Here is a 24,363-nt window from a genome sequence, read left to right on the forward strand (position 1 = left end):
GACTCAACGTGGCGATGACGCACCTCAGCCCTGAGGTGCGCCCTTAGCCGGGCCAACGCTTTACGTTGTTCAAAAAGCGCCGGGAGTTTTTTGTCCGTAGCCCGCGATGCGTTGCTACAGGCGTATGCTCCCATCGCTTTAAGTGGGTTTGCTCCCTGCATTCACTCCTGACTTCAGATTAATCATTGCTCCGTCAGCCGCTCACCGCTGCTGGCATCAAACAGGTGCATTTTTTCCGGGTTTACGGTGACCGCTAGCGTACCGCCAGGCATGGCGTCACTACGACCGCTCAACTGCATATGCAGCGGGAAACCCTGCCAGTTCAGATGCAACAGCGTTGATTCACCCGTGATCTCGACAATATTTACCGCAGCGGGTTGTCCGCTGACATCAAAAATCAGATCGTGAGGGCGCACGCCCAGCGTAACCGGCTGGCCGGCCTGCTGCTGCGCGGCACGGTGCCAGCGAGGCGGCAATGGCAGCCACTGCTTACCACAGCAAACACCAGGCAGGCCATCCCGTGACTGGAAGCAGGCATCCATCAGGTTCATTGGCGGCGAACCGATAAACCGCGCCACAAAGGTGTTAACCGGCCGATCATAAATCGCCAGCGGCGCGCCCTGTTGCACAATCACGCCCTCTTTCATTACCACAATCTGATCCGCCAGCGTCATCGCCTCGACCTGATCGTGGGTAACGTAAACCATCGTGGTGTTGAAGCGCTGATGGAGGGATTTAATTTCGGCACGAAGCTCCATACGTAACTGGGCATCCAGGTTCGAGAGCGGCTCATCGAACAGAAATACCTGTGGGTTGCGGACCATGGCCCGTCCCATCGCTACACGCTGCCGCTGTCCGCCGGACAAGGCCCGTGGATAACGCTGTAAGAGCTGATCGATGCCGAGAATGCCGGCGATGCGGGCGATTTTGCTTTTCTGCTCCTCGCGCTTCACCTTTTTTACCTGCATGTGAAACGCCAGATTCTCTGCAACGGTGAGGTGCGGATAGAGCGCATAGCTCTGGAATACCATGGCGATATCCCGGTCGGCAGGATCGAGATCGTTAATCCGCTTTTTATCCAGCATAATCGCCCCATCAGAGACGGTATCAAGCCCGGCAAGCAGCCGCAGCAACGTCGATTTTCCGCAGCCGGAGGGGCCGACCAGAACAGTAAAACTGCCATCAGGAATGGTTAAATCCAGCGGGTGCAGCACGCTCTGTTTACCATAACGCTTCGCCACCTGTACAAGTTCAACACTGGCCATGTTCAGCGCACCTCATTTGATAGTTGGAGTTGTTGCCAGCTGGGATAGCGGCGCGGAGAGCTGCTTATTGCCTGTGAGGCCACTTCAATGCCCCAGCGCAGCGCGGTATGCGATGACTGGCGGTAAAGCAGTGCAGTCAGAAAACCGGCATTAAAACTGTCACCGGCCCCAATGGTATCGACTACCGTCACCGGCTGACCGGCGGCAAATTGCACCGAGGCCGCAGACCAGAGACGCGCGCCCTCTGCGCCACACTTAATCACGCAACCACCGCGACCACTGAGCTGAGCCGCCAGCCGTTTACCGCTCTGTTCCAGCAGGTCTGCGCCCGCCAGACCCAACGCTTCCACTTCATTCAGCAACAGCCAGTCACAGTCAGGCAACCAGTTACCCATTTCCAGGCGAAGCTCATCACTCCAGCCCGCAGGCGGCCAGCCGGTATCCACGGCGACACAAAAGCCTCGGTGCTGTAGCGCGGCCAGCAACGTCGGATAGCGGCGATAAAGTTCATGACAGAGAAAGGTGCCACACAGCAGCACAATATCGCCCTGCGTCGCCTGCTGGGGTAACTGCGCCAGCACATCGTCAGCGGTGAGCACGGTAATATGACCGTGATTGCTCAAAAACGAACGTTCGTGATCAGGATGGGTTATGCCCACCGTGAGCGAGGTCTCACAGGCGTAACGTGGCCAGTGTGCGGCGCTGTGGGGAAAATGGCTGGCGAGCCAGTGACTGAAGCCATCGTCACCCTGATTGGCAATAGCCCGATGCGGCACCTGCATTGCCTCCAGCGCCAGCGCACAATTACCCGCTGAGCCACCGGGACGTAACGCACTGTGCTGCAGCATCACTTCCGTACCGCGTGCCGGCCAGTCGCCGAGCGTACCCATGATTAAATCGACATTAATGTTGCCCACCACATAAAGTGTGGACGCAATGGTCTTATCCATAATTATCCCTTACTTCCACCGCTGGTGAGACCGCTGACCAGCGTCTTCTGCAACCAGATGGCAATGAACAGTGGCGGCACCGAAGCCAGAATGCCAATCGCCGCGATCAGGCCATCATCGGTGGCACGTCCGGCGGTGAAACCGGCAATCGCGACTGGCAGTGTCTGTGCTGAAATGTTGCTGGTGAACAGCAGCGCGTAGAAAAACTCATCCCAGGCCAGCAGCCAGCCAAACAGTGCTGCGGCACCGAGCACTGGTTTCGCCAGCGGCAGTGTGATGCGTAGCAGAACCTGCCAGAAGCGCAGACCATCCAGACGCGCTGCCTGTTCGATATCACGCGGCAGCGAGTCAAACTGGTTCTTCAGCATCCAGGTCAGAAACGGCAGGATTAGCGAGCAGTAGACCATCACCAGACCGGGACGTGTGTTGAGCAACCCCAGCTGTTGCAGCAGAAAGTAGAGCGGCAGAACAAACGCCACCGGCGGCACCATATAGATCGCCAGTGCACCGGAGAGCCAGGCATCACGTCCGCTGTAGCGTGAGAAACTGAATGCCGCCGGTATTGCCAGCAGCAACGAAATCGCCGTTGCCACCGTTGCTACCAGCAAACTGTTGCCGAGTGCATGCAGAAAAATGTTGCCCGGCTGGTTTGGTGCCAGTGAAACCAGTCCCTGATAGCGGCTGAAATCCCACTGACGCGGCAGCCACTCCAGCGGAACGCGTGAAAGATCACTGGCAGAACTGACGCTCATTAAAAACAGCCAGCCCATTGGCGCCAGAATGCTGATGGCGACCAGCAGCGCCGCCATATAACGCAGCATACCCCGCAGTTTAGTTTTCATAAGCGGAACTCCGGCGACGCTGATGCCATAACATCAGCAGGTAAAGCGTAATAAGCAGGGCGCACATCAGGGTCATCAATATTGCGTAGGCCGCACCACTGCCAGCACGCAGATAGCTGAACGACTCCTGATAGACGAAAAAGCTTAAGGTTTTGGTGCTGTCCACCGGGCCGCCGCGGGTCATGACATAGATGATGTCGAAGATTTTAAAAGCATCGATGGTGCGTAATACCAGTGCAACGCCAAGCGGGGCAACAATTGCCGGGAAGGTAATCGCCCGGAAACGACGCCAGGCGGATGCGCCATCCAGCCGTGCCGCTTCAAACAGATCCTCAGGGATCGATTGCAGTGCCGCCAGCACCAGCAGCGTGACCAGTGGATAGTTTTTCCAGATATCCGCGAACATTACCGCGTTGAGTGCCGCATCCGGCGAGCCAAGCCAGCTGCGATAGCCATCAATAATACCGAGCTGACTGAGCAGGGCGTTGATACTGCCGTAATCAGGGTTAAAGTTCAGCCGCCACATCATGGCATTGACAATGGTCGGTAGCGCCCATGGCAGAATCACCAGCACCCGCAGCACGTTGCGCCCGATGAATTTCTGATTCAAAAGCAGCGCGACCAGCACACCGATGATGCCTTCGAGGGTGACGGATACAACGGTGAAGTAGAGCGTGCGCCAGATCGACGCCCGAAAGTCGGGATCGCTAAGCGCATAGAGATAGTTTTCCAGGCCAATCCAGGCGGGTGACTCACCGCTGCCAATCAGCGCAGCATCAGTAAAGCTCAGCCAGATAGTGCGCAGCAGAGGCCAGGCGGTTAACAACAGCATCACCAGCAGCATGGGTGCAAGCAGCACCCATGCCTGACGCTGTTCGCGTTGACGCAAACTCAGCATCATGACTCCTTAACGCAGCCGGGCAGCGCTTTTATCAACCGTTGCCATCGCGTCCTGCGCCGGGGTTTTTCCCAGCAAGACCTGTTGTAACTGCTGCTGCAGCTGATTGGACAGACGAGAATAATCAGCAGTCTCTGGACGTGACAGCATCACGTTTAATGATTTATCCGCTGCGGCAATCAGGCTCTCCTGATCCTTTTTCACCGCCTCATCCTGATAAGAAGATTTCCAGATCGGCAGGCTGAGCTTGGCATACTGATTCTGGACAGGCTGTGAGGTCATGTACTGAATGTACTGCCACGCCTCATTGGCATGCGTACTGCCTTTGGTGATACCCAGTCCCATTGAGCCGTTCACTGCGCCCACTTTTCCAGGCGCATCGCCCGGCGCTGGCATAATGCCAACGTCGCCCGCCACTTTGCTCTGCTTAGGATCGTTCGCCATGTTGTACATGTAGGTCCAGTTCAGCGCGAAAGCCGCATCGCCATTAGAGAACGATTTACGTACATCTTCTTCCAGATATTCACGGGAAGCTGGATTACTCAGCCCATCATCGAGCGAACTTTTCATCAGATTCAGCGCCTTAAGCGAGGCAGGACTGGAGAAGTCGAGCTTGCCGTTCTGATAGAACTTTCCACCAAAGCCTGACACCAGCGTGGTGTAGTCACACACCAGCGCTTCAGCCTGAGACCAGCTCCAGACCAGTGGATAGTTAACGATCTTCTTATCTTTGATGATCTTCGCGTCATCCAGCACCTGCTGCCAGGTCTGCGGCGGGGTGGTGATGCCCGCTTTAGCCAGCATCGCTTTGTTGTAGTAAAGGTATTTGGTATCCAGAATCCACGGCATACCCAGCGTCTTACCCTTGTAAACCACCGTGTTCATCGCGCCCGGAAAGACCTTCTCTTTTTCCTCTGGCGTAATGCGTGCGCTGACATCCTGCAGCAGGTCAAATCGGGCGAACTCTGCTGGCCAGATGGCATCAAAGAGCACCACATCATAGCCATTACCGCCTGCACCGCGCGCTGCCACAATTTTATCGTGCAGCGCTTCGTAAGGAACAAACTCCAGATTGACAGTGACATCCGGATGCTGCTTCTGAAAATTTTGCGTCATGGCGCGGATATCGTTTTCGCTGTAAGCCGCCTGAGTCATAAACAGGGCATTGATCTGGCTGGCCGCCGCCGCGCTGCCTGCGCTTAACATCAGTAAGGCAGCAAAACCGGCTTTCAGTTTGGGGGTATAACGCTGTGACATGGTCTTCTCCACTATGCAGCAACAGGCTGTCGGTTAATTAAATCAATTTGATTGATTTAATCGGGGGCGTAATTTAGTCAGCATATAAACTGACCTGTCAGGAGTTAAGCAAACGGCATGCCACAGTGCTGAAGATCTGTGCAACAAAGCCGTAACAACGCTAACACTCAGACTGCGCTTTTATGGCAAAATTGCCTATTCTGATGTGCAGAAATTGCGTGCAGCATCAAAGATATTGTTTGCCCGAACGACTCTGGGGACCAATACTGTCAGGCCCCGCTGTAATGGAAAACAACATGAAAACCTCGGGTACCAACCTTGAACATGCGCGGGCGCACAACCGACGTGTGGTGATTGAAGCCATTCGACTTCACGGTGAGCTGACCCGTGCCGAACTGGCTCGCATGACAGCGCTGACGCCGCAGACTGTCTCGAATATCGTAGCGGAGCTTGAGCAGGCCGAGTTGCTGACCAGCCGACAGCCGCGCCGCAGCGGCCGTGGTCAGCCTTCGATTCCGGTCACGCTCAATCCCACCAGTGCGTGGTCGATCGGTATTCATCTTGATCATCAGACACTGTTACTGGTTCTGGTCGATCTTAGCGGCGAAGTGCATTTCCGCCGCCTCCTTATGGTGCAAAAGCCTCAGCCTGCTGCCACTCTGGCGTGCATTGCCAGCGTGCTGGAAGAGATGCGCGCTTTCCTTGGCACACAATGGCAGAAAGTGCTGGGTATTGGCGTGGTGATGCCGGGGCCTTTTGGCGTGGAGGGGATTTCATCAACAGGCCCCACGACACTGAACGGCTGGGAGCAGGTCGATATCGAGGCGGAGCTCGCCACTATCAGCGGATTACCGGTCACGCTGGAAAATGACGCCACGGTGGCCGCTATCGGCGAGCGCTTTCACGGCACGGCGCGGCATCTTAATTCCTTTATCTATCTCTACATCGGCACCGGTCTGGGTGCAGGCATCTTCACCGATGGCCATATCTATACCGGCCACGCTCAAAATGCGGGCGAGATCGGACACATCGTGGTGGAGCCGGGCGGTAGGGACTGTTACTGCGGCAATCAGGGCTGTCTGGAGCGGTATGTCTCATTGCAGGCAGCGTATGAATTCTGCGGCCTCGATCCGATGCGAGCGTTACCAGAAGATTTGTTGCAGATTGACCCCCCGCGCTTTACTGCCTGGATTGAGAGTGTAATGACGCCGTTGCGTCAGGCGATCAATATTCTGGAGTCGGTGTTTGATGCTGAAGCGGTAATAATAGGTGGGATGATGCCTGCGCCTTTGCTGGAGCAGATGATAAAACGATTGCCACCGCTTTATCAGTCGGTGCGAGGTCGTTATCTGTTTGATATGCGGCTAAAGATTGGTATGACCGGCAGCGATACCGCTGCGCTGGGTGCTGCAGCCTTGCCGATTTTCGATGAATTTAACCCGCAGTTTCAGGTGCTGATGAAGTAGGCAAGGAAATCGGCGCTGTTGCTGGCAACAGCGCCTCAGACATTAACCTGGATAGATACCGCGATCTTTACGCGCCATCAGAATGCGCTCACACGCCACGATATAGGCCGCGGTGCGGAGCGAGCAATCTTTCTCCTTCGACTTCTCCCAGACGTGAACCATCGCTTCCGTCATGATTTTATCTGAGCGACGATTGATCTCATCTTCGCTCCAGAAGAAGCTCGCCATGTCCTGCACCCATTCAAAGTAGCTGACCGTTACGCCACCCGCGTTACAGACCACATCCGGTACCACGATAATGCCGCGCGTTGCCAGCATGTCATCGGCATCCGGATAAGTTGGTCCGTTTGCCCCTTCCAGCACGATTTTGCAACTCAGGACTTCAGCACGCTCGCGGGTAATCTGTCCTTCCAGTGCTGCCGGAATCAGAATATCCATCCCGGTGGTCCAGAACGCCTCTTTATCAATATTCTGAGCACCCGGGAAGCCGGCAATCTGCTTATTGGCGATCTGCCATTCAGTCAGCGCGGCCATATTGATACCATCGGCGTTAAACAGCGTGGCGGTATGATCCTGAATCACGACCACGCGTGCGCCAGCCTCTTCAAACAGGCGTGCTGCTTCGCTACCCACGTTACCAAAGCCCTGAACCGCAACGCGCGCGCCTTCAATTTCGATACCGGCACGACGCGCCACTTCGCGTCCGGTAATGAATACGCCGCGACCGGTGGCTTTTTCACGTCCCAGTGAACCGCCCAGATGAATAGGTTTACCCGTGACGACGCCGGTGATCGTTGTACCGTGGTTCATGGAGTAGGTATCCATCATCCATGCCATCACTTTGCTGTTGGTGCCAACATCCGGTGCCGGAATATCTTTCTGCGGCCCGATTATAATGCCGATCTCGCTGGTATAACGGCGGGTCAGTCGTTCAAGTTCGCCATCGGACAGTTTGAAAGGATCAACGCGAATACCCCCTTTGGCACCACCATAGGGCAGGTTAACTGCCGCACACTTGATGGTCATCCAGGCGGAAAGGGCCATGACTTCATTAAGGTCGACGTCCGGATGGTAGCGAATACCGCCTTTACCTGGCCCGCGCGACAGGTTGTGCTGAACGCGATAGCCTTCGAAGTGGCGAATTGAGCCATCATCCATCTGGAGAGGAATATCAACAATCAACGCACGTTTTGGATGACGCAAAGTATCTATCCAACGTGAAAGATCGCCCAGATAAGGCGCAACCCGGTCGATTTGTTGCAGATAGGTGGACCAGGCAGATGTGCTACTTTCAGACGCATAAGATAACTTATCCATAAAAAACCTTTCTTAATGAAGTTATTTATTGTGTGGAGCCGTGGACGTTAAACGCAGTGTATTGCGCGGACATAATCTAACACTCCTGAAACAAATAAGATGCGGTGCCAGGCATGCTGACGTGCAGCGACGCCCTGTTTTGGGGCAACCCGAGTGCATAGATTAGTTATAGTTACTGGCTTAATGCGAATAATGATGCGCATTAAGTGCGTATTCAGTGCATAGGGCGGGAAATATCGCTATCTTTCAATTCTTTGAGGATGTTCAAAAAGTTAAATAATTGATCGCATCTGTGTTGACTTTGTTGCACCAATTAAGTGCATGAGAATAAGTAATCAAAGGATTACATAAAGTAATGAGTCATGCGCTAATAGCGCTGGCTAATCAGTGATTTAGAAAAGAGGGAGGGAGTCGTGCAGAAAAGACAAAAATAGCGGGCCAGTAAAAGGGCTGACCCAAAAGATGGTTAACGGCTCAGGGCCTGTTCAGCTTCATTCAGTTCCTGACGCGCTTCGGCCAGTTTATCTTCACGCTTCTGGATCTTGCTGGCGCTGCGTCCTTCTGCTTTTGCTTTTGCCAGTTCCTGTTCCCGTTCCAGTACTTCGCGCTTTTTCTCTGTCACTTTTTCGTGGCGTTCCTTTGACAGGCTGCTTTCGCTACAGTGCTGATCGACTTCGCGCAGCGCCTTTTCAAGGCCAGCAACCTGATGGGTATTATTATGCTGGCGCGCATAAGAGAGCTGAGTTTCGATCGCCTGCTTTTTGGCGGCACACCCTGTCAGGGCCGTGGCCGCATGAGCCACAGTCAAACTAAGTGGTAACAGATAGAGGCAGATGGTCAGTAAGGTCTTTTTCATTATCGTCTCGTCAATGAGTCAGAATCGTGGCACCAGTATACGGAGCCAGCTTATGAGATTCTTAACGAAAAAAAATTTACCGGCGGTGGAAGAAAAAAAGGGAAATGGAGGGCTGCCTGCTTCAGGCAGCTGATGATGCAGAAGAGTGGAAGTAATGCAGATTACGATCCGGGCCGCTGAGCATTACCGGGTGACCATTCTGATGCTGCTGTTCAAAGTAATCCTGCATTTCCTGAGAAATCCCGGCACCACACCACATGACATGATGCTGGTAAAGCTCGGTCTTAAGTGCAGGTTCTCCACTTGCATGTGAATCCACCTCGACATTAAAGCCCATGGCAGTAAGACGAATCGCTTCGAGCCAGATTTCTGTCTTATCCAGAACACTCACCGCTTCCAGAAATAAAGGGACTGATGATTTATTTCGCGATGAGAGGCGCATCACTTTATCCGCCTGCTGCTGCACAGATTGCTCAAAACGCGCCAGGCGTCGCGATGCACCCTGACGCTGATCGGCATGAAGCCAGACGCTCAGAGGTCGCAAAAGATTGATGATAAAATCATCACCACTGTAGTTGCTGGACATGTTGTGCATCTGACGGGCAAGCGACAAGGGTGTGCCAAATTCAAGCTGCCAGAGCATGTCGCCTTTACGCGCTGCCCAGCCATAGGTCGTGACCGTTGATGCGGCCAGCTGTCCCTCTCTGATCTCTTCAGGCGTCGCGCCAGTAGCGGTTAATCCCACTAAGGCATAGATTTCGCTGAGATGATCATCGTTCCAGATGTCGGGATTCTGCTGCGCCGTCAGTAAACCCTGTTTAATCCAGCGCTTAAGATTAGCCGGATGCGTACCCGTTAATGCGCAAATAGTATCGGTAGTAAAAGAATGCATATCGTGCCCTCTGTTGAGGGAAAGGCCGCCGTATTGAACCGGGGATGAGTAGCTACTATGAACCTTATAACAGCGAATTAACAGGGAAAAGCCGTGTAAAATCGGCGAGAAAGCCGCGTGACGCTTCGCTTATTCGTAATTATTCTGACGGTAAATTCATGATGATCAGAGAGTTAAAAGTGTCCAGGACCGTTTGAAAAGAACTGTGTATTTATTCAGTAAAGATTCTTTACGCAAATATACCGGGAACGGATCTCCTGTTACCTTTTTAAGAGCATGCTGACTGCTTAACCCCTTACATCCACCCGGCAAATCGTTAAAATAGCGGGTTCTGATGATCAGGAGAAAGAGTGTCCCATGCGTTATCGTTTTACTCTCGCCGTGGTAACGGTTGCGGCTGTACTGACTGGTTGTGCGAAACATGCCGCCAGCGATGCGCCAGATGAATTTGCGGCTGGTCCGACGCAGATTGATGTCTCACACATCAAGACCCGTGCAGATGATGGCTCCAGTGTGTTCCTGACCGTAGATGGCAAAGACGCCGGCAGATTACCTAATGGCGAAAGCATGCTGCTGCACGTTCCTGCCGGAAAGCACCAGATTGGCGGCTATGTGCCAACCCTGTTTGGTATGGGTCGAGTGACAATCGCACCTGTAGAAGTGACCACGTCACCTGAGGATGTCAAAAAAGTGGCTTACACGGTTACAAACAGCAAAGCCACCTTTGTCGAAAATAAGGGTGTGCAGGGCTGATTTGATGACGGCGGAGAGCCGCGCTCTCCGCTGGTACGTTCACACTATAAACCGAGCTCACTCAACGAGGGGTGGTCGTCCGGACGCCGCCCCTGTGGCCAGTGAAACAATCGCTGTTTTTCATCGATTTTAAGATCGTTGATGCTGGCAAAGCGCTGCATCATTAATCCCTGCTCGTCAAAGGCCCAGTTCTCGTTGCCATAGGAGCGATACCACTGACGCTGCTCGTCATGCCATTCATAAGCAAACCGAACCGCAATCCGGTTCTGGTCAAAACTCCACAGCTCCTTAATCAGCCGATATTCCTGCTCCCGCTGCCATTTTTGCTGAAGGAAAGCGACAATTTCTGCCCGGCCGGTCAGGAAGGTATCGCGATTACGCCATTGGCTATCCGCTGAATAGGCCAGAGAGACCCGCTCAGCATCACGGCTGTTCCAGCCATCCTCGGCCAGACGGACTTTTTCAATTGCCTGTTCAGGCCGGGTAAAGGGCGGTAGAGGCGGACGTGAATTTTCCAATGTTGTTTCCTTTTATCGCGCAGGCTGCAGCCCCATCATTATTCGGGATGATCAGAGTTCGAGAGCGTGAATCTGGCAGACAGCACGTGCCGCTTCCTGACCCTTTTTCACGAAGTGCTGTGTATAGAAGTCGATAAACTCGGCTGAAGGCTGGAAATTATGTGGCGTAAGGGAAACGGAGAAAACCGGCACATTGGTTGCCAGCTGCGCCTGCATCAGACCACTGACCACGGCCTGGGCGACAAAATCATGACGATAGATGCCACCATCTACCACCAGTGCTGCACAGACAATGGCATCAAAATTGCCGGTCTGCGCAAGGCGTTGCGCCAGTAACGGCATTTCAAAAGCCCCTGGCACATCCCAGGTTTTCATTTCGTATGAGGTCCCACGGCTCTCCAGTTCCTGTTCAAATCCTGTCAGAACCTGCGAAACGATTTCGCTGTGCCAGTTGGCTTTAATAAAGGCGACTTTCAACGGCTGCATGACTTTCTCCATTTATAGGTGACATCCAGTGGTAACGAGCCAGCTTGCGCCCCTGCACCCCGAATCAAAATAGTGAGTCTGGCAGGCAACTAACCTGCTGACAATCATCACTATACTGTAATGTAAAGATTCTGTGTCCACCATTGTGATTATATGTAAATAACCAAAGGGAAAATTACCCTCATATGCTGCAGCAAAGGCGGATAACGCGCTGACAATCTCAACGCCATCGCACTTATCCGTTCAACACCCACCTCTTATTGCCTGATCTGCGTAACCGCTTCCAGTTATGGAATTGTCTAAATAAAATACTGGATATCCGAACAGGTATTTGTATAATAAATGGACTGCCCGCCGGGTATTGGAAGCGATAGTGAGGGGTGAATCCATGATGATATCGACTGAAAGCCTCAGGTCTCTGGAACAATCGGTCACAATGAGCAGTCGTGAGCTGGCTCAGATGACCGGTATCACACATGGAGAAGTGAAGCGTTTAATCAAAAGTCTGGAGACGGCCGCGCGTCTCTCCCAGCCACTTAGCGTGAATGAATATGAGCGGGAAGGGGAAGTGCGTCAGGAGTACCGTCTCAACAAGCGAGACTCGCTGCTGGCCGTGGCACGCCTGTCGCCAGGCTTCACAGCTGAGGTGCTGGATCGCTGGCAGGATCGCGAAAAAACCTCACATCTGCCTGACTTCACTAACCCGGCTGAAGCTGCCCGCGCCTGGGCCGAGCAATTCGAACAGCGTCAGGCGGCTGAGCAACAGCTGGCTCTCTCAGCACCCAAGGCGGCGTTCTTCGATAATTTCGTTGAGGTTGATGAGAGTCTTGGCTTTCGTCAGCTCTGCAAAATGTTAAAAGTGAAAGAACCGGCGTTCCGCCAGTTCCTGCTGGAGCGAAACATCATGTATCGTGCCAGGGGAACACTTACCCCGCAGCACTACCATCTTCAGGCGGGCTATTTTACGCTGCACTCCGGCACGGGCGAAAACCAGCACGCGTTCTCTCAGGCTCGCTTTACGTCGAAAGGGGTTAAATGGGTCGCCAGCCTTTGGGCAGGTCATCTTTCTGCTCAACTTAAAGGCGCAGCCGCATAACCGCGCCTTTGGTTTAGCAGGTGGAGCAGAGGGACAAATATATAAAATGTACCGATAACTGAAGCCTGGCTTGAAATACAGAGACAAAAAAGGCCGCGACAGAGTGCGGCCTTTTTCGACGTTATGGATTGCAGGATGAATTACCAGCCTTTAATCGCATCACCTTTATAAACTTCTTCTGCTTTTGCCGCGACTTCAGGTGACTGCAGCGCAGCCTTTAACTTCTGAATTTTATCGCTGTCTTTATTATCTTCACGAGATACCAGTGCATTCACGTAAGGCGATGAGGCACTCTCCATGAATAAGCCATCGCGGTGTGCTGATAATCCAGCCTGAGCCGAGAAGTTAGTATTGATAATCGACAGGCTTACATTGGGATCATCTAACGTGCGGGTCAGCTGGGGCGTGTCCACCTCAACCAGCTTCAGATTTTTTGGGTTTTCGACGATATCCAGCGAAGTCGGTAAATATCCCACTCCGTCTTTCAGTTTAATCAGGCCCTGCGCCTGCAGAAGCAGCAGGCTGCGTCCCAGCGTAGTGGCTTCATTAGAAATGGTGATCGTGGCGCCATTCTGTAGTTCACTGATGTTTTTGATTTTGTGCGAATAAGCCGCAATCGGGAAAACGAATGTCTTGCCGACTACAGCAAATTTATAGCCGCGCTCTTTAGACTGAGACTCAAGATACGGCAGGCTCTGGAACGCATTGGCATCGACTTCTTTGTTATTCAGCGCTTCATTTGGCAGCACATAATCATTGAAGTTAAGCACTTCAACATCAAGTTTGTATTTATCTTTAGCAACCTGCTGTACCACCTGCCAGATCGCTTCGTCCGGGCCGGTATTGATCGCGACTTTAACTTTGTTATCGTCATCTTTTGAGCAGGCGGACAATAATAAAACAGAACTGGCAAGTAATGCCGTAAACAGACCTTTCATTATCAGAAATCCCTCAGGTAGTAGATGGAATCAAAGATAATACAGAAATCACAGGTTGCGTACTGACGCCGGAATATATCTTATAACCACAACGCGTAATTCGAACATAAATTAACCAGCTTCTTGCCTTTCAATAATGGGTTGCCAGGATTACTGATTTTGCTGGATGAAATCTTCTGTGTGCCCGCGTATTACGCAGCAATGTGATTTTCTTCTACGCTTAGTCATGGGTCGTTACTGGCATTTTATTGATTATTAACAGGGATTAACCATGTCAAAGCAAGATAGCGGGATTAACGCAGTTGAAGTGATGCGCAGCAGTCAGGCGTGGAACGGTGAAGTTATCGAAGCCTATCCTGCTGGCGAACCAGAACTGACCGTCATGCGGCTGTCACTGCCTGCCCACACGTCATTGCCGTGGCACACCCATCCCATGCCAAATGCGGCGTTTATTCTTTCCGGCACACTGATCGTGGAAGATAAAGAGAGCGGTGAGCAACGGACTTTCCATGCAGGTGAAGCCCTCAATGAGACGGTCAACAGCGCGCATCGGGGCTATACCCTGAATGAGCCAGCTGAACTGGTGATTACCTATGCGGGTGTAAAAGGGCAGGAGTTAACCGAGCCATTGCCGGGTGAGCCAGCGGAATTTTAAATCCTGAAGCAGCACGGCAACGTAAAACACTGCCATGCTGCCACTCTGCAGACCGAATCCATTTCGCCTTCGCGATTGCTTACACGCCTGAAGTGAAAGTGACAAGGCTCCAGGTTGCGAACAATAGGGGTCTTTCAATCACAACCAAACCCCGCTTCCCGAAGTACTGCTTTTGCCGGTTCCAATCTTAAAAATGCAGCCAGTTGTCCTGCCTCAGACGTGATTACGGCACAGGCATAACGCGCAACAGGGTTAAAAGCCTCGGGGATATCAATTACCCGCAGGCCGGCAATCTGGCTCAGGGCTTTTCGATAGCTGGCGTAGCCGATAAACAGATCCGCCTGATCACTCTGGATAATCCACTCCGCCGGCAGCTTGCCTGCGGGAATGGCTGCTGAGTCACGTCCGCCCACCACCGTTTGTGCGCGCTGGCGCACGGCCTCTCCAGCCGGGCCCATCCGGGCAAAAAGAACCTGAGCATAATCGCCTGAAGGATCGGCTAATGGCGTGGAAGTTGCGATTCGCAGCGAGTCACGGGTGAGCAGCTGATACCAGTCATCCCCCGCCTGAATGCAATCACTGCGCACAGTGAGGCAGAGCTTATTGGTCGCAAACGACATCAGCGCCAGTGCTCGTCCGGCAGCCAGAAGTCTCTGTGGATGCTCCTCACTGGCTGAAGCAAAGAGGTCACAGCGCTCACCCGCCTCGATCCGTTCGCGGAGCAAGCCGGCGGGACCAAAGTGGGTTTCGACAGGATGAGGGAAATGCGCCATCATTGCAGGCCAGACCGTTTTCAGGCTACCCGCCGCCAGTACGCGCATCACTCTGGCCCCTGATAAGTGGTGCGATAGAAACGTTGATACCACCTGTTAGCCAGCTTATTCATGTTTATATCTGTAAACTTCTGCGGATAGAGTTTTTTTGCCATCCACAATTCGCCGAGCCCCATCGCTTCAGGCATTGGGTAGCCCCAGGCTTTGGCGTAATCCGGCATTAAATAAACGCGATGATGTTTGACTGCGTCAATCGCCTGCCATTGCAGTGAACTGTTGATTTCATTAACGACGGAAGGATAACGATCCTGCACAAAAATCACCTGTGGATTCCAGGCGATCACCTGCTCCATAGACACGGTTTTAAAACCTTTTACGGTCGCCGCAGCGACGTTGACCGCACCAGCATGCAGCATCATCAGCCCGGTATACTTGCCGGAGCCGTAGGTGGTGAGATCCGGATTAGCCATATAAGCGCGAATACGTTTATCCACCGGAATATCCCGGAGGCGATCGCTGACGATTTTGCGGCCCTGATCGGTAGCCTCAATCAGTGCTTTCGCTTCTTCAGGTTTATTGATGATCTCGCCGATAAGCGTAATACCTTCCCGCAGCCCTTTGTCATAGGCTATCTCCTCATCGCTGAGGGTCGGATTCATTTTGGCCTTTTCTCCCGGCTGGTCATGACGCAGCGAGATAGCAACCACCGGAATGCCCAGTGCAGTAATGCTGTCGATCATCTCATGTGGCGCATAGTTGGTGACAAAAACCACCTGCGGATGCAGCGCCACCAGTTTTTCGGGATCGACATGCGTCAGATCGCCCAGCGTGGTTTTCTGGTTTAACTCGGGTGCCAGACGGGCATAGCTATCGCCAAGCTGCTGCTTCCAGTTCGCCATTACACCCACAATTTTATCCGTGGCGTTCATCTGCACCAGCAGATTCAGCGTCTGATGCTGAAGCACCACGACGCGATCAACATGGTCTGGAATCGTGACCTGACGGCCAGTCTGATCGGTTATCTGGCGTGACGCATGGGAAGAGAGTGGAAGGAGTATAAGTAAACTCAGTGTGCATGCCTGCCAGAAGCGCTTCATTAACTCTCCTCGAAAATCGTTATACAGATAATTATATAGCGATACGTAGCAGACGTCACCGTCTGGGTTACTCCTCATATTTTGAAGGAATAATCAAAAGGGCGTACGTCAAAATTTTATTGTGCCTTTCATCTCAGCACTGATTATGTGCAACGCCCGTTACTGGCTCACCATCGCGGTGCCTCATAGATTTTGTCTCGTCTATTTTGCTGATATTTCAGTATTTAATTTCTGGCACGCCATTTGCCTGACTCTTAGCAGTAAGCAGCGTCAGACACAATTGATTGAAATAGCTGGCTAGGGTTCCGGTTCACGCAGGTGAATGGCTGGTCCGAGAGCTGGCGACCTCTGCGAGGTTACACGGCGGGACAAAAGCCCGGGAGACAGCGGCACCATCTGGTGTCTTGCGCTGCTCCCGTTTTTTTGTGCCAACCAGAGGTCAACCATGAAGAAATCACCACTCCTGACGCTTGTTATGTCTCTGGCGCTGCTGGTCAGCGCGCCGTCTTCCGCCGCAGTCAAAAAAGAGTTCAACATCTGCTGGACCATTTACGCAGGCTGGATGCCGTGGGGCACCATCAGCAATGAGAAGATCATTGATAAATGGGCCAGCAAATATGGCATTAAAATTCATATCACCCAGCTCAACGATTATATCGAGTCAATTAACCAGTACACCGCAGGACAGTTTGATGGTTGCACCATGACGAACATGGATGCGCTGACCATTCCTGCGGCAGGTGGCGTTGACTCGACGGCGCTGATCACCGGCAGCTATTCCGATGGCAACGACGGTGTGGTGCTGAAAGGGGAAAATAAGAAACTCAGCGATCTGAAAGGAATGTCAGTCTATCTTCCTGCGCTGTCGGTGTCGCATTACCTGCTGGTTCGCGGGCTGGAAAAAGCCGGACTGCAGGAGAAAGATGTCAAAGTTGTGAACACCTCCGATGCAGATATCGTTTCAGCTTTCGGCACCAGCAACGTCAAAGCCGCCGTGGCCTGGAACCCGCAGCTCTCGGTGATCAAGAAAACGCCGCAAACCACTGAAGTGTTCAGCTCCTCGGCCGTGCCGGGCGAATTGATTGATATGATGGTAGTCAATACCGACACCCTGAAAGACAACCCCGCGCTAGGCAAGGCGCTGACCGGCGCCTGGTTTGAGATGATGGCGAAAATGCAGTCTGGAGATACGCAGGCGCTGAGTGCAATGGCCGCCGATTCCGGTACTGACCTCGCCGGATACAAGGCGCAGCTGAAAACCACCCATCTGTTCTGGACGCCTGCCGAAACCGAGACATTTGTCTCTTCTCCCGATCTGGCGAAAACCATGCAGCGCGTCGCCGCATTCTCCTTTGATAAGGGATTACTGGGCGAGGGCGCACAAAGTGCCGACTTCATCGGCATGAGCTTCCCCGGCAACATCACCGTCGGTGATACAGCAAACATCAAACTGCGCTTCGACGACAGCTATCTGAAAATGGCCGCCGCGGGCAAGCTGTAATCACCGATATCAGGAGTTTTTGCCATGCGCCACATCAACCGCTATCCCCGGCAGGGAATGCGCCTGACGCTGATGCTGTTACCTTTTATATTGCTAATCGCCGTCTGGTTTATCAGTTCGGCGGTGCGTCTGGAAGCGAATCCTCAGGACAAACTGCTGCCCGGCCTGTCGCAGATGATTGCGGCCATAGACCGGATGGCGTTTACCCCGGACAAGCGCAGCGGGGAGTATCTGCTGTGGGTGGATACATGGATTAGTTTAAGTCGTTTACTGACAGGCCTGGCGATCTCGTCGCTCATTGGTCTCTGCATCGGGATTGCGGCGGGCGTTTTCCCGATGACTCGTGCGGCACTGTCACCGTTCATGACCGTCGTGTCGATGATCCCGCCGCTGGCGCTGCTGCCGATGTTGTTTATCGTCTTCGGGCTGGATGAGCTGTCAAAAGTAATGCTGATCGTTATCGGCATTACACCCATGCTGGCGCGCGATCTGGAACATCGGGCCAGGGAAATCCCCGCGGAGCTGTTTATTAAAGCACAAACCCTGGGGGCGAACAGCTGGACGGTGGTGCTGCGGGTCGTGCTGCCGCAACTCTTATCACGGCTGATCACCTCACTGCGTCTGCTGCTGGGATCCGCGTGGCTCTTTTTGATCTCCGCTGAGGCCATTTCCGCGACCGCCGGGCTGGGATACCGCATTTTCCTGGTCCGCCGCTATATGGCGATGGATGTCATTATTCCGTATGTCATCTGGATCACGCTGCTGGCGTGGTTGATGGATCTCGCGCTGCGTCAGCTGCACAAAGCCTGTTTCCCCTGGGCGGAAGGAGGCCGGGAATGAGTTTTATCGATATCAAAAATATCTGGCAGGAGTATGGCGACCACGTGGTGCTGGAACGCATCAATCTGCAGGTGAAAGAGGGTGAGTTCTGCTCGCTGGTGGGCGCTTCCGGCTGCGGTAAGTCGACATTTTTACGCCTGCTGCTTGGTCAGGAAAAACCAACGCGAGGGTCGATCACGCTGGATGGCGAGCAGCTTTCCGCGGAGCCCGATCGCAGCCGTGGCGTGGTGTTTCAACGCTATTCGGTTTTCCCCCATCTCAACGTGCTGGATAACGTCGCCATTGGCCTCGAACTTCCGGCTTCACCTTTTACCGGGCGGCTTTTTGGCGCAGGGAAACGTCAGGCCCGTGAACAGGCAAAACAGATGCTGGAGAAAGTCGGTCTGGGCCATTCACTGGATAAATATCCGGCTCAGCTTTCCGGCGGAATGCAGCAGCGACTGGCGATTGCTCAGGCATTTGTGATGCAGCCGCGCGTGCTGCTGCTGGATGAGCCGTTTGGCGCACTGGATCCCGGCATTCGCAAAGATATGCATGCACTGCTGCTGCAGCTCTGGAGCGAAACCCGAATGACGGTGTTTATGGTCACGCACGATCTGGCCGAAGGCTTCAATCTGGGTACCAGGCTGCTGGTGTTCGACAAAGTGCGAATCGATCCACAGGCCCCCAATGCATGGGGCGCGCGTATCACTTATGACATCCCGCTCAATGAAACGCGCCTCTCTCAGTTGGCCACCGGCAGCAAAAACAACATTTATCCCCTTAAGGAGATCGCTCAATGACAGAACTTTTTCATTCAGCCCCGAGCCTGCGCGAAGAGCTGCTGCCAGGCGGAGCGCATACCTCGCTGATTCTGCGTAAAGGGCAGATTCTGCGCCTGACCGACATCGAGGGCGGCGCGAACGTCAGCATGATGATGCTCAATCCGCACGAGAAAAGTGAACGGCTGAATCTGCCCGATACCCTGAAAGGTCAGCACACCGCGCACCTGACCACCGGTCACTGTTTCTATTCAGACATGGGACGTGTGATGGCTGCGATCGTCGCGGATAGCTGCGGCTGGCACGACCCGTTTGGCGGCGTACTCAACGCGGCGGAAACACAGGATAAGTATGGAGCAGGCCGCTACCAGGAATTGCGCAACGGCTTCTATCGCAACGGTACAGATAATCTGCTGGTGGAAATGGGCAAATGGGATCTGGGCCTGGAAGACCTGCTGATGGTCGTTAACTTTTTCAGCAAGGTCACAGTGGATGAAGAGGGCCGCTTTCGGTTCAGCGCACGCAACAGCCAGGCAGGCGACTTCGTCGAACTCTATGCGCCGATGGACGTGCTGATGGTGCTGACTGCGCTGCCACATCCGCAGGATCCCGCCACTGACTATCTTCCGCGCCCGGTCCAGCTGAGCTGGTATCAGGCTGACGATATACAGACTGTCAGCAAAGCAATGGTCACTCGCGGTGAAAACCAGCGCGCATTTCAAAATACCCAATTTTTTGCCCTGTAAGGAGGCTGCGATGACACTAATCCACTCTGATCGTCGTCCTGAAGATGCTGTCTATTGCCACGAGATCCCGGCAGGCGAGCCGTGGTTGTTTGAAGTGAAAAAAGGGCAAACGCTGCGCCTGCTCGATCTCGAAGGCAATCAGGCGATTGATACCCTGTTTTACAACACCGATAACCCGCGGGAACGCTACGATCCTCAGCGTACCCTGCGTCGTCAGGGAAAGGTCTATCTGACTACCGGCAGCGTACTCTATTCAAATCTGGGTAATCCGATGCTGACGATCGTTGCTGATACCTGTGGTCGCCACGATACGCTCGGCGGTGCCTGTTCGCAGGAGAGCAACACTGTGCGTTATGCCCAGGATAAGCGCTATATGCACAGCTGTCGGGATAACTTCCTTTGCGCCTGCCTGCACGATGGTCGTCTGCATAAGCGCGATATCGGCGCCAACATCAACTTTTTTATGAACGTTCCGGTGACACCCGAAGGCGGCCTGACGTTTGAGGATGGGTTATCTGCGCCCGGCAAATACGTTGAACTGGTGGCGGCGTGTAACGTGATGGTGCTGATCTCCAACTGTCCGCAGCTGAACAACCCCTGCAACGGCTGGAACCCGACACCCGCAGAAGTGCTGGTCTGGAACTAAGCCAGCCTGCTGAGGCTGAGCATGTTGCCGGCCGCACGTTTTGAGCCAGTCAGCCCCGGGGACGGCCCCAGGGAATATCGAATGTTGCGGGACGACCCGCATCCCTGAGAGTTCGCTTATGTTTGATACCTTACTGATTGCCAATCGCGGTGCTATCGCCTGTCGTATTCTGCGCACGCTGCGTGCCATGCAGGTGAAAGGCGTTGCTGTTTACTCCGAAGCTGACCTGAGCAGTTTACATATCCGCGAAGCCGATGTGGCGCTGAGCCTGGGCGAGGGGCCTGCCGCACAAACTTATCTGATGACGGATAAAATTATCGCCGCCGCGCAGCAGAGCGGGGCCAAAGCGATTCATCCTGGCTACGGTTTCCTGTCAGAAAACGCCGCCTTTGCCGAAGCGTGTGAAGCTGCGGGACTGATTTTTGTCGGTCCTGGGCCTCAGCAGCTGCGGACGTTTGGCCTGAAGCACACCGCCCGCGCACTGGCGAAAGCAGAAGGCGTGCCGTTGCTGGAAGGCAGTGAATTACTGGCGGATCTCAGCGAAGCGCATCATGCCGCAGAGAGTGTTGGCTATCCGGTGATGCTCAAAAGCACGGCGGGCGGCGGCGGCATTGGTATGCGCGTCTGTCGTGATGCGCAGGCGCTGTCAGATGCGTTTGAAACCGTACAGCGGCTGGGCCAGAACAACTTCAGCGATGCCGGGGTGTTTCTCGAAAAATATATCGAACGTGCCCGGCATCTTGAAGTGCAGATATTTGGTGACGGCAAGGGCGAGGTCATCGCGCTGGGCGTCCGCGACTGCTCTATTCAGCGACGTAATCAGAAAGTGATTGAAGAGACGCCAGCCCCGAATCTGCCCGCAGGCATGGCTGAGGCCTTGTGTTCGGCGGCCATCGCCCTGGGAAAAGCGGTGAATTACCGCAGCGCCGGCACAGTGGAGTTTGTTTATGACAGCGCGGCGCAGCAATTCTATTTCCTCGAAGTGAATACGCGCCTGCAGGTTGAACATGGCGTGACAGAGCAGGTCTGGGGCGTTGATCTGGTGAAGTGGATGATTGAACTGGCCGCGGGCGATCTCCCCTCACTGACTGCTTTAGCCGCCACGCTGAATCCACAGGGCCATGCCGTTCAGGCACGAATCTATGCGGAAGATCCGGGCCGCCAGTTCCAGCCATCGCCTGGCCTGTTAACCGAGGTCGCCTTTCCGGCGGCAGACGGTAAAACCCTGCGCATTGACCGCTGGGTGGAGGCGGGGTGCGAAGTTCCGCCATTCTTCGACCCGATGCTGGCAAAAGCCATCGCCTGGCGACCGACACGCGATGAAGCCATCGCGACCCTGGCACAGGCACTCGCGGAAACCCGTCTCTATGGCGTTGAAACCAACCGCCTCTATCTGTTACAGATTTTAGCTTTTTCTCCCTTCACAGCGGGGGAACCCTGGACCCGCTGCCTGGAGCAACTCAGCTATCAGGCGGCAACGGTTGAAGTGCTTAGTGCCGGAACCCAGACGAGTGTTCAGGATTATCCCGGACGTCTGGGATACTGGGCGGTCGGTGTGCCGCCGTCGGGACCGATGGATGCTCGTGCTCTGCGTCTCGGCAACCGACTACTGGGCAATGCCGAGGGGGACGCCGCGCTGGAGATCACCCTCAACGGACCCTCACTGAAATTTAATACAGAGATTCAGGCGGTAATTTGTGGCGCATCGCTGAGCGTTACGCTGGATGGTGTTGAACAGGCGATGGACTCTGTATTTACTATCCCGGCTGGCTCAACCCTGAAGCTGGGCGCGATGAGAGCCGCGGGCGTCAGAAGCTATCTCTGCCTGCGTGGTGGCATTCAGGTGCCTGACTATCTGGGCAGCAAAAGCACCTTTACTCTGGGCCAGTTTGGCGGACACGCAGGACGTGCGCTGCGTAGCGGCGACGTGCTGCATCTGGCTCCGCAAGCCGCAATCCCAGACGGCGCAGAACTGCCCGCTGCACTGCGCACAAATCTCGCCAAAGTACGCACACTGCGTGTCATTTATGGCCCTCACGGTGCACCGGAGTTCTTTGCACCGGATTATATCGCGACCTTCTTTGCCACAGAATGGGAAGTGCACTTTAACTCAAGCCGCACCGGCGTACGTCTGATTGGGCCAAAGCCGATCTGGACCCGCGACAGCGGCGGCGAGGCAGGGCTGCATCCCTCGAATATTCATGACAACCCTTACGCCATCGGCGCAGTCGATTTTACCGGCGATATGCCGGTAATCCTGGGGCCGGATGGCCCTAGTCTCGGCGGGTTTGTCTGTCCGGTGACGGTCATTGAAGCGGATCTGTGGCAACTGGGGCAGCTTAAAGCCGGTGACAAAGTGCAGTTTGTAGCGGTGGATATCCCGACCGCGCGGAGACTGGCCCAGAGCCGTCGCAGCGAGCTCGCAACGCTTAAGCCACACGAGACAGCGTGGCAGCCTGCGCCGCTGACGTCGCCCATCGTAATGACCTGCGGCGAAGCGGATAAACGTCTGGTGGCGCGTCTCTCTGGCGATACGCATCTGCTGCTGGAGGCCGGCGAGCCTGAGCTGGATCTGGTGCTGCGTTTTCGCATTCATGCATTAATGCAGGCGCTGGAAGCGCAATCCCGTACGGGCATTATTGATATCACGCCAGGGATCCGCTCGTTGCAAATCCACTTCCAGCCGGAAACGCTCACGCTTGACGTACTGCTGACGTGGGTGCGGGGTGAGTGGGAGACGGTCTGCATGAGTGATGACCTGCAGGTGCCCACACGCGTGGTGCATCTGCCGCTCTCCTGGGACGACCCGGCCTGTCAGAAAGCCATCGAAAAATATATGACTACCGTGCGCCCGGACGCGCCTTGGTGCCCGAGTAATCTTGAGTTTATCCGCCGGATAAACGATCTGCCGGATGAGCAGGCTGTCTGGAACACGGTGTTTGACGCCAGCTATCTGGTGATGGGACTGGGGGATGTCTATCTGGGTGCGCCAGTCGCCACACCACTGGATCCTCGCCATCGTCTGGTGACGACGAAATATAATCCGGCCCGCACCTGGACGGCGGAAAACTCGGTTGGCATCGGCGGCGCGTACCTGTGTGTGTATGGCATGGAGGGGCCGGGTGGTTATCAGTTTGTGGGGCGCACACTGCAGATGTGGAATCGCTATCATGAAGTCGCCGATTTCGGTGGCAAACCCTGGCTATTGCGCTTCTTTGATCAGATCCGTTTTTATCCGGTCTCTGCGGAGGAACTGTTGCAGATTCGCCGCGATTTTCCACTTGGTCGCTATCCGCTGCGTATTGAGCACAGCACGCTGCGGCTGGCGGAGTATCAGGACTTCCTCATGCGTGAAGCGGAGAGTATCGGCGAGTTTCGCGATCATCAGCAAAACGCATTCAATGCTGAACGGGATCGCTGGATAGCCAGCGGCCAGGCGCATTTCGACAGTCAGGAAACGGTGGCGGATGAAGGCGGCGATGCACCGCTGCAGCCGGGTGAGCAGGGGGTTGAAAGCCCGGTATCCGGCAATTTATGGCAGGTACAGGCGACGGCGGGCAGCAGGGTTCGGGAAGGGGATGTCCTGGTCGTGCTGGAGTCGATGAAGATGGAGATCCCGCTTCTGGCCCCGTGCGATGGTATTGTTCAGCAGGTCAGCGTACAGCCAGGCAGCGCAGTCCGTGCAGGGCAGCGCGTGGCAGTCATCACTGAGGACAATGCGTAACAATGCTTATAGCGTAGTGACATAAAGGTGTGACAATCCTATCCTGCGCCCGTCGGCGGTTACCTCTGGCGGGCGCAGGCATTTAC

At 54.4% G+C, this 24,363-nt stretch carries 23 protein-coding genes and 1 riboswitch; of the genes, 10 read left to right on the plus strand and 13 right to left on the minus strand.

Features of this window, described 5'->3' with window-relative positions:
* Nucleotides 1–182: 182 nt before the first annotated feature.
* Genes IAI47_RS20080 through IAI47_RS20100 form a run of 5 tightly spaced genes read right to left on the minus strand, consistent with a single transcriptional unit; the run spans nt 183 to nt 5,212 of the window.
* Entirely contained in the window at nt 183–1,265 is a 1,083-nt protein-coding gene (locus tag IAI47_RS20080; RefSeq protein ID WP_008924659.1) for an ABC transporter ATP-binding protein, read from the minus strand.
* Nucleotides 1,266–1,267: 2 nt separating this feature from the next.
* Nucleotides 1,268–2,215, minus strand: a complete 948-nt coding sequence (locus tag IAI47_RS20085) for a carbohydrate kinase family protein (protein ID WP_008924660.1) — start codon at nt 2,213–2,215, stop codon at nt 1,268–1,270.
* A gap of 2 nt (nt 2,216–2,217) precedes the next feature.
* Nucleotides 2,218–3,057, minus strand: a complete 840-nt coding sequence (locus IAI47_RS20090) for a carbohydrate ABC transporter permease (protein WP_003855111.1) — start codon at nt 3,055–3,057, stop codon at nt 2,218–2,220.
* Entirely contained in the window at nt 3,047–3,955 is a 909-nt protein-coding gene (locus IAI47_RS20095; protein WP_008924661.1) for a carbohydrate ABC transporter permease, read from the minus strand. Before IAI47_RS20095 ends, IAI47_RS20090 begins: the two co-directional genes overlap by 11 nt.
* A 9-nt stretch (nt 3,956–3,964) precedes the next feature.
* On the minus strand, nt 3,965–5,212 hold the full coding sequence (locus IAI47_RS20100; protein WP_008924662.1) for an extracellular solute-binding protein: 1,248 nt from the start codon (nt 5,210–5,212) through the stop codon (nt 3,965–3,967).
* 296 nt (nt 5,213–5,508) lie between these two features.
* Here IAI47_RS20100 and IAI47_RS20105 point away from each other — a divergent pair, with 296 nt between their 5' ends.
* Nucleotides 5,509–6,678, plus strand: a complete 1,170-nt coding sequence (locus IAI47_RS20105) for an ROK family transcriptional regulator (protein ID WP_033742911.1) — start codon at nt 5,509–5,511, stop codon at nt 6,676–6,678.
* A gap of 42 nt (nt 6,679–6,720) precedes the next feature.
* Here IAI47_RS20105 and IAI47_RS20110 read toward each other — a convergent pair whose 3' ends face one another.
* The 3 genes from IAI47_RS20110 to IAI47_RS20120 all read right to left on the minus strand — a co-directional run bounded on the left by IAI47_RS20110 (nt 6,721) and on the right by IAI47_RS20120 (nt 9,743).
* Nucleotides 6,721–7,995: a Glu/Leu/Phe/Val dehydrogenase gene (locus IAI47_RS20110; RefSeq protein ID WP_003855119.1), complete on the minus strand. Its 1,275-nt coding sequence runs from the start codon at nt 7,993–7,995 to the stop codon at nt 6,721–6,723.
* Nucleotides 7,996–8,461: 466 nt separating this feature from the next.
* Complete coding sequence (locus IAI47_RS20115) at nt 8,462–8,851, minus strand: DUF1090 domain-containing protein (protein ID WP_008924664.1); 390 nt, start codon at nt 8,849–8,851, stop codon at nt 8,462–8,464.
* A 121-nt stretch (nt 8,852–8,972) separates the two neighbouring features.
* Nucleotides 8,973–9,743 (minus strand): transcriptional regulator, encoded by a 771-nt coding sequence (locus tag IAI47_RS20120; RefSeq protein WP_008924665.1) that lies wholly within the window; start codon nt 9,741–9,743, stop codon nt 8,973–8,975.
* A 357-nt stretch (nt 9,744–10,100) separates the two neighbouring features.
* On the opposite strand from IAI47_RS20120, the gene IAI47_RS20125 reads away from it, so the two are divergent.
* Nucleotides 10,101–10,496, plus strand: a complete 396-nt coding sequence (locus IAI47_RS20125) for a hypothetical protein (protein WP_003855127.1) — start codon at nt 10,101–10,103, stop codon at nt 10,494–10,496.
* Between the two features lie 44 nt (nt 10,497–10,540).
* Here IAI47_RS20125 and IAI47_RS20130 read toward each other — a convergent pair whose 3' ends face one another.
* Nucleotides 10,541–11,014 (minus strand): nuclear transport factor 2 family protein, encoded by a 474-nt coding sequence (locus IAI47_RS20130; RefSeq protein ID WP_008924666.1) that lies wholly within the window; start codon nt 11,012–11,014, stop codon nt 10,541–10,543.
* 51 nt (nt 11,015–11,065) lie between these two features.
* Nucleotides 11,066–11,500 (minus strand): 6,7-dimethyl-8-ribityllumazine synthase, encoded by a 435-nt coding sequence (locus tag IAI47_RS20135; protein WP_008924667.1) that lies wholly within the window; start codon nt 11,498–11,500, stop codon nt 11,066–11,068.
* Between the two features lie 388 nt (nt 11,501–11,888).
* Here IAI47_RS20135 and IAI47_RS20140 point away from each other — a divergent pair, with 388 nt between their 5' ends.
* Nucleotides 11,889–12,596, plus strand: a complete 708-nt coding sequence (locus tag IAI47_RS20140) for a phage antirepressor KilAC domain-containing protein (RefSeq protein WP_008924668.1) — start codon at nt 11,889–11,891, stop codon at nt 12,594–12,596.
* A gap of 140 nt (nt 12,597–12,736) precedes the next feature.
* Here the strand turns inward: IAI47_RS20140 and IAI47_RS20145 are convergent, their stop codons facing one another.
* On the minus strand, nt 12,737–13,534 hold the full coding sequence (locus IAI47_RS20145; protein ID WP_003855132.1) for a MetQ/NlpA family ABC transporter substrate-binding protein: 798 nt from the start codon (nt 13,532–13,534) through the stop codon (nt 12,737–12,739).
* A 271-nt stretch (nt 13,535–13,805) separates the two neighbouring features.
* Here IAI47_RS20145 and IAI47_RS20150 point away from each other — a divergent pair, with 271 nt between their 5' ends.
* Nucleotides 13,806–14,189 carry a cupin domain-containing protein gene (locus tag IAI47_RS20150; RefSeq protein WP_003855134.1) on the plus strand — a complete coding sequence of 128 codons (384 nt, stop codon included), beginning with the start codon at nt 13,806–13,808 and terminating at the stop codon, nt 14,187–14,189.
* A gap of 134 nt (nt 14,190–14,323) precedes the next feature.
* Here the strand turns inward: IAI47_RS20150 and IAI47_RS20155 are convergent, their stop codons facing one another.
* Both IAI47_RS20155 and IAI47_RS20160 read right to left on the minus strand, forming a co-directional pair.
* On the minus strand, nt 14,324–15,010 hold the full coding sequence (locus tag IAI47_RS20155; RefSeq protein ID WP_187961299.1) for a molybdate ABC transporter substrate-binding protein: 687 nt from the start codon (nt 15,008–15,010) through the stop codon (nt 14,324–14,326).
* Nucleotides 15,010–16,059, minus strand: coding sequence for an ABC transporter substrate-binding protein (locus tag IAI47_RS20160; RefSeq protein ID WP_008924670.1), 1,050 nt, complete (start codon nt 16,057–16,059; stop codon nt 15,010–15,012). The genes IAI47_RS20155 and IAI47_RS20160 overlap by 1 nt, the downstream gene beginning before the upstream one ends.
* A gap of 286 nt (nt 16,060–16,345) precedes the next feature.
* A riboswitch (guanidine-I (ykkC/yxkD leader) is annotated at nt 16,346–16,444 on the plus strand.
* A 60-nt stretch (nt 16,445–16,504) separates the two neighbouring features.
* Here IAI47_RS20160 and IAI47_RS20165 point away from each other — a divergent pair.
* The 6 genes from IAI47_RS20165 to uca all read left to right on the plus strand — a co-directional run bounded on the left by IAI47_RS20165 (nt 16,505) and on the right by uca (nt 24,277).
* Nucleotides 16,505–17,560, plus strand: a complete 1,056-nt coding sequence (locus IAI47_RS20165) for a putative urea ABC transporter substrate-binding protein (protein WP_008924671.1) — start codon at nt 16,505–16,507, stop codon at nt 17,558–17,560.
* A 24-nt stretch (nt 17,561–17,584) separates the two neighbouring features.
* Entirely contained in the window at nt 17,585–18,400 is an 816-nt protein-coding gene (locus tag IAI47_RS20170) for an ABC transporter permease (protein ID WP_008924672.1), read from the plus strand.
* Complete coding sequence (locus tag IAI47_RS20175; RefSeq protein ID WP_008924673.1) at nt 18,397–19,182, plus strand: ABC transporter ATP-binding protein; 786 nt, start codon at nt 18,397–18,399, stop codon at nt 19,180–19,182. Before IAI47_RS20170 ends, IAI47_RS20175 begins: the two co-directional genes overlap by 4 nt.
* Nucleotides 19,179–19,907, plus strand: a complete 729-nt coding sequence (locus IAI47_RS20180) for an urea amidolyase associated protein UAAP1 (RefSeq protein ID WP_008924674.1) — start codon at nt 19,179–19,181, stop codon at nt 19,905–19,907. The genes IAI47_RS20175 and IAI47_RS20180 overlap by 4 nt, the downstream gene beginning before the upstream one ends.
* Before the next feature lie 10 nt (nt 19,908–19,917).
* The gene (locus IAI47_RS20185; protein ID WP_008924675.1) at nt 19,918–20,553 is read left to right on the plus strand and encodes an urea amidolyase associated protein UAAP2; all 636 of its coding nucleotides are present in this window, start codon (nt 19,918–19,920) and stop codon (nt 20,551–20,553) included.
* A gap of 118 nt (nt 20,554–20,671) precedes the next feature.
* Nucleotides 20,672–24,277, plus strand: coding sequence for an urea carboxylase (gene uca, locus IAI47_RS20190; protein WP_008924676.1), 3,606 nt, complete (start codon nt 20,672–20,674; stop codon nt 24,275–24,277).
* Nucleotides 24,278–24,363 lie beyond the last annotated feature (86 nt).

It is taken from the genome of Pantoea sp. MT58 (genome assembly GCF_014495885.1).
Classification (GTDB): domain Bacteria; phylum Pseudomonadota; class Gammaproteobacteria; order Enterobacterales; family Enterobacteriaceae; genus Pantoea; species Pantoea eucalypti.

Bases quoted from the DNA above. Each gene is read 5' to 3' on its own strand.
- IAI47_RS20080 (WP_008924659.1), bottom strand. From the start codon at position 1,265: ATGGCCAGTGTTGAACTTGTACAGGTGGCGAAGCGTTATGGTAAACAG.
- IAI47_RS20085 (WP_008924660.1), bottom strand. From the start codon at position 2,215: ATGGATAAGACCATTGCGTCCACACTTTATGTGGTGGGCAACATTAAT.
- IAI47_RS20090 (WP_003855111.1), bottom strand. From the start codon at position 3,057: ATGAAAACTAAACTGCGGGGTATGCTGCGTTATATGGCGGCGCTGCTG.
- IAI47_RS20095 (WP_008924661.1), bottom strand. From the start codon at position 3,955: ATGCTGAGTTTGCGTCAACGCGAACAGCGTCAGGCATGGGTGCTGCTT.
- IAI47_RS20100 (WP_008924662.1), bottom strand. From the start codon at position 5,212: ATGTCACAGCGTTATACCCCCAAACTGAAAGCCGGTTTTGCTGCCTTA.
- IAI47_RS20105 (WP_033742911.1), top strand. From the start codon at position 5,509: ATGAAAACCTCGGGTACCAACCTTGAACATGCGCGGGCGCACAACCGA.
- IAI47_RS20110 (WP_003855119.1), bottom strand. From the start codon at position 7,995: ATGGATAAGTTATCTTATGCGTCTGAAAGTAGCACATCTGCCTGGTCC.
- IAI47_RS20115 (WP_008924664.1), bottom strand. From the start codon at position 8,851: ATGAAAAAGACCTTACTGACCATCTGCCTCTATCTGTTACCACTTAGT.
- IAI47_RS20120 (WP_008924665.1), bottom strand. From the start codon at position 9,743: ATGCATTCTTTTACTACCGATACTATTTGCGCATTAACGGGTACGCAT.
- IAI47_RS20125 (WP_003855127.1), top strand. From the start codon at position 10,101: ATGCGTTATCGTTTTACTCTCGCCGTGGTAACGGTTGCGGCTGTACTG.
- IAI47_RS20135 (WP_008924667.1), bottom strand. From the start codon at position 11,500: ATGCAGCCGTTGAAAGTCGCCTTTATTAAAGCCAACTGGCACAGCGAA.
- IAI47_RS20140 (WP_008924668.1), top strand. From the start codon at position 11,889: ATGATGATATCGACTGAAAGCCTCAGGTCTCTGGAACAATCGGTCACA.
- IAI47_RS20145 (WP_003855132.1), bottom strand. From the start codon at position 13,534: ATGAAAGGTCTGTTTACGGCATTACTTGCCAGTTCTGTTTTATTATTG.
- IAI47_RS20150 (WP_003855134.1), top strand. From the start codon at position 13,806: ATGTCAAAGCAAGATAGCGGGATTAACGCAGTTGAAGTGATGCGCAGC.
- IAI47_RS20155 (WP_187961299.1), bottom strand. From the start codon at position 15,010: ATGCGCGTACTGGCGGCGGGTAGCCTGAAAACGGTCTGGCCTGCAATG.
- IAI47_RS20160 (WP_008924670.1), bottom strand. From the start codon at position 16,059: ATGAAGCGCTTCTGGCAGGCATGCACACTGAGTTTACTTATACTCCTT.
- IAI47_RS20165 (WP_008924671.1), top strand. From the start codon at position 16,505: ATGAAGAAATCACCACTCCTGACGCTTGTTATGTCTCTGGCGCTGCTG.
- IAI47_RS20170 (WP_008924672.1), top strand. From the start codon at position 17,585: ATGCGCCACATCAACCGCTATCCCCGGCAGGGAATGCGCCTGACGCTG.
- IAI47_RS20175 (WP_008924673.1), top strand. From the start codon at position 18,397: ATGAGTTTTATCGATATCAAAAATATCTGGCAGGAGTATGGCGACCAC.
- IAI47_RS20180 (WP_008924674.1), top strand. From the start codon at position 19,179: ATGACAGAACTTTTTCATTCAGCCCCGAGCCTGCGCGAAGAGCTGCTG.
- IAI47_RS20185 (WP_008924675.1), top strand. From the start codon at position 19,918: ATGACACTAATCCACTCTGATCGTCGTCCTGAAGATGCTGTCTATTGC.
- uca (WP_008924676.1), top strand. From the start codon at position 20,672: ATGTTTGATACCTTACTGATTGCCAATCGCGGTGCTATCGCCTGTCGT.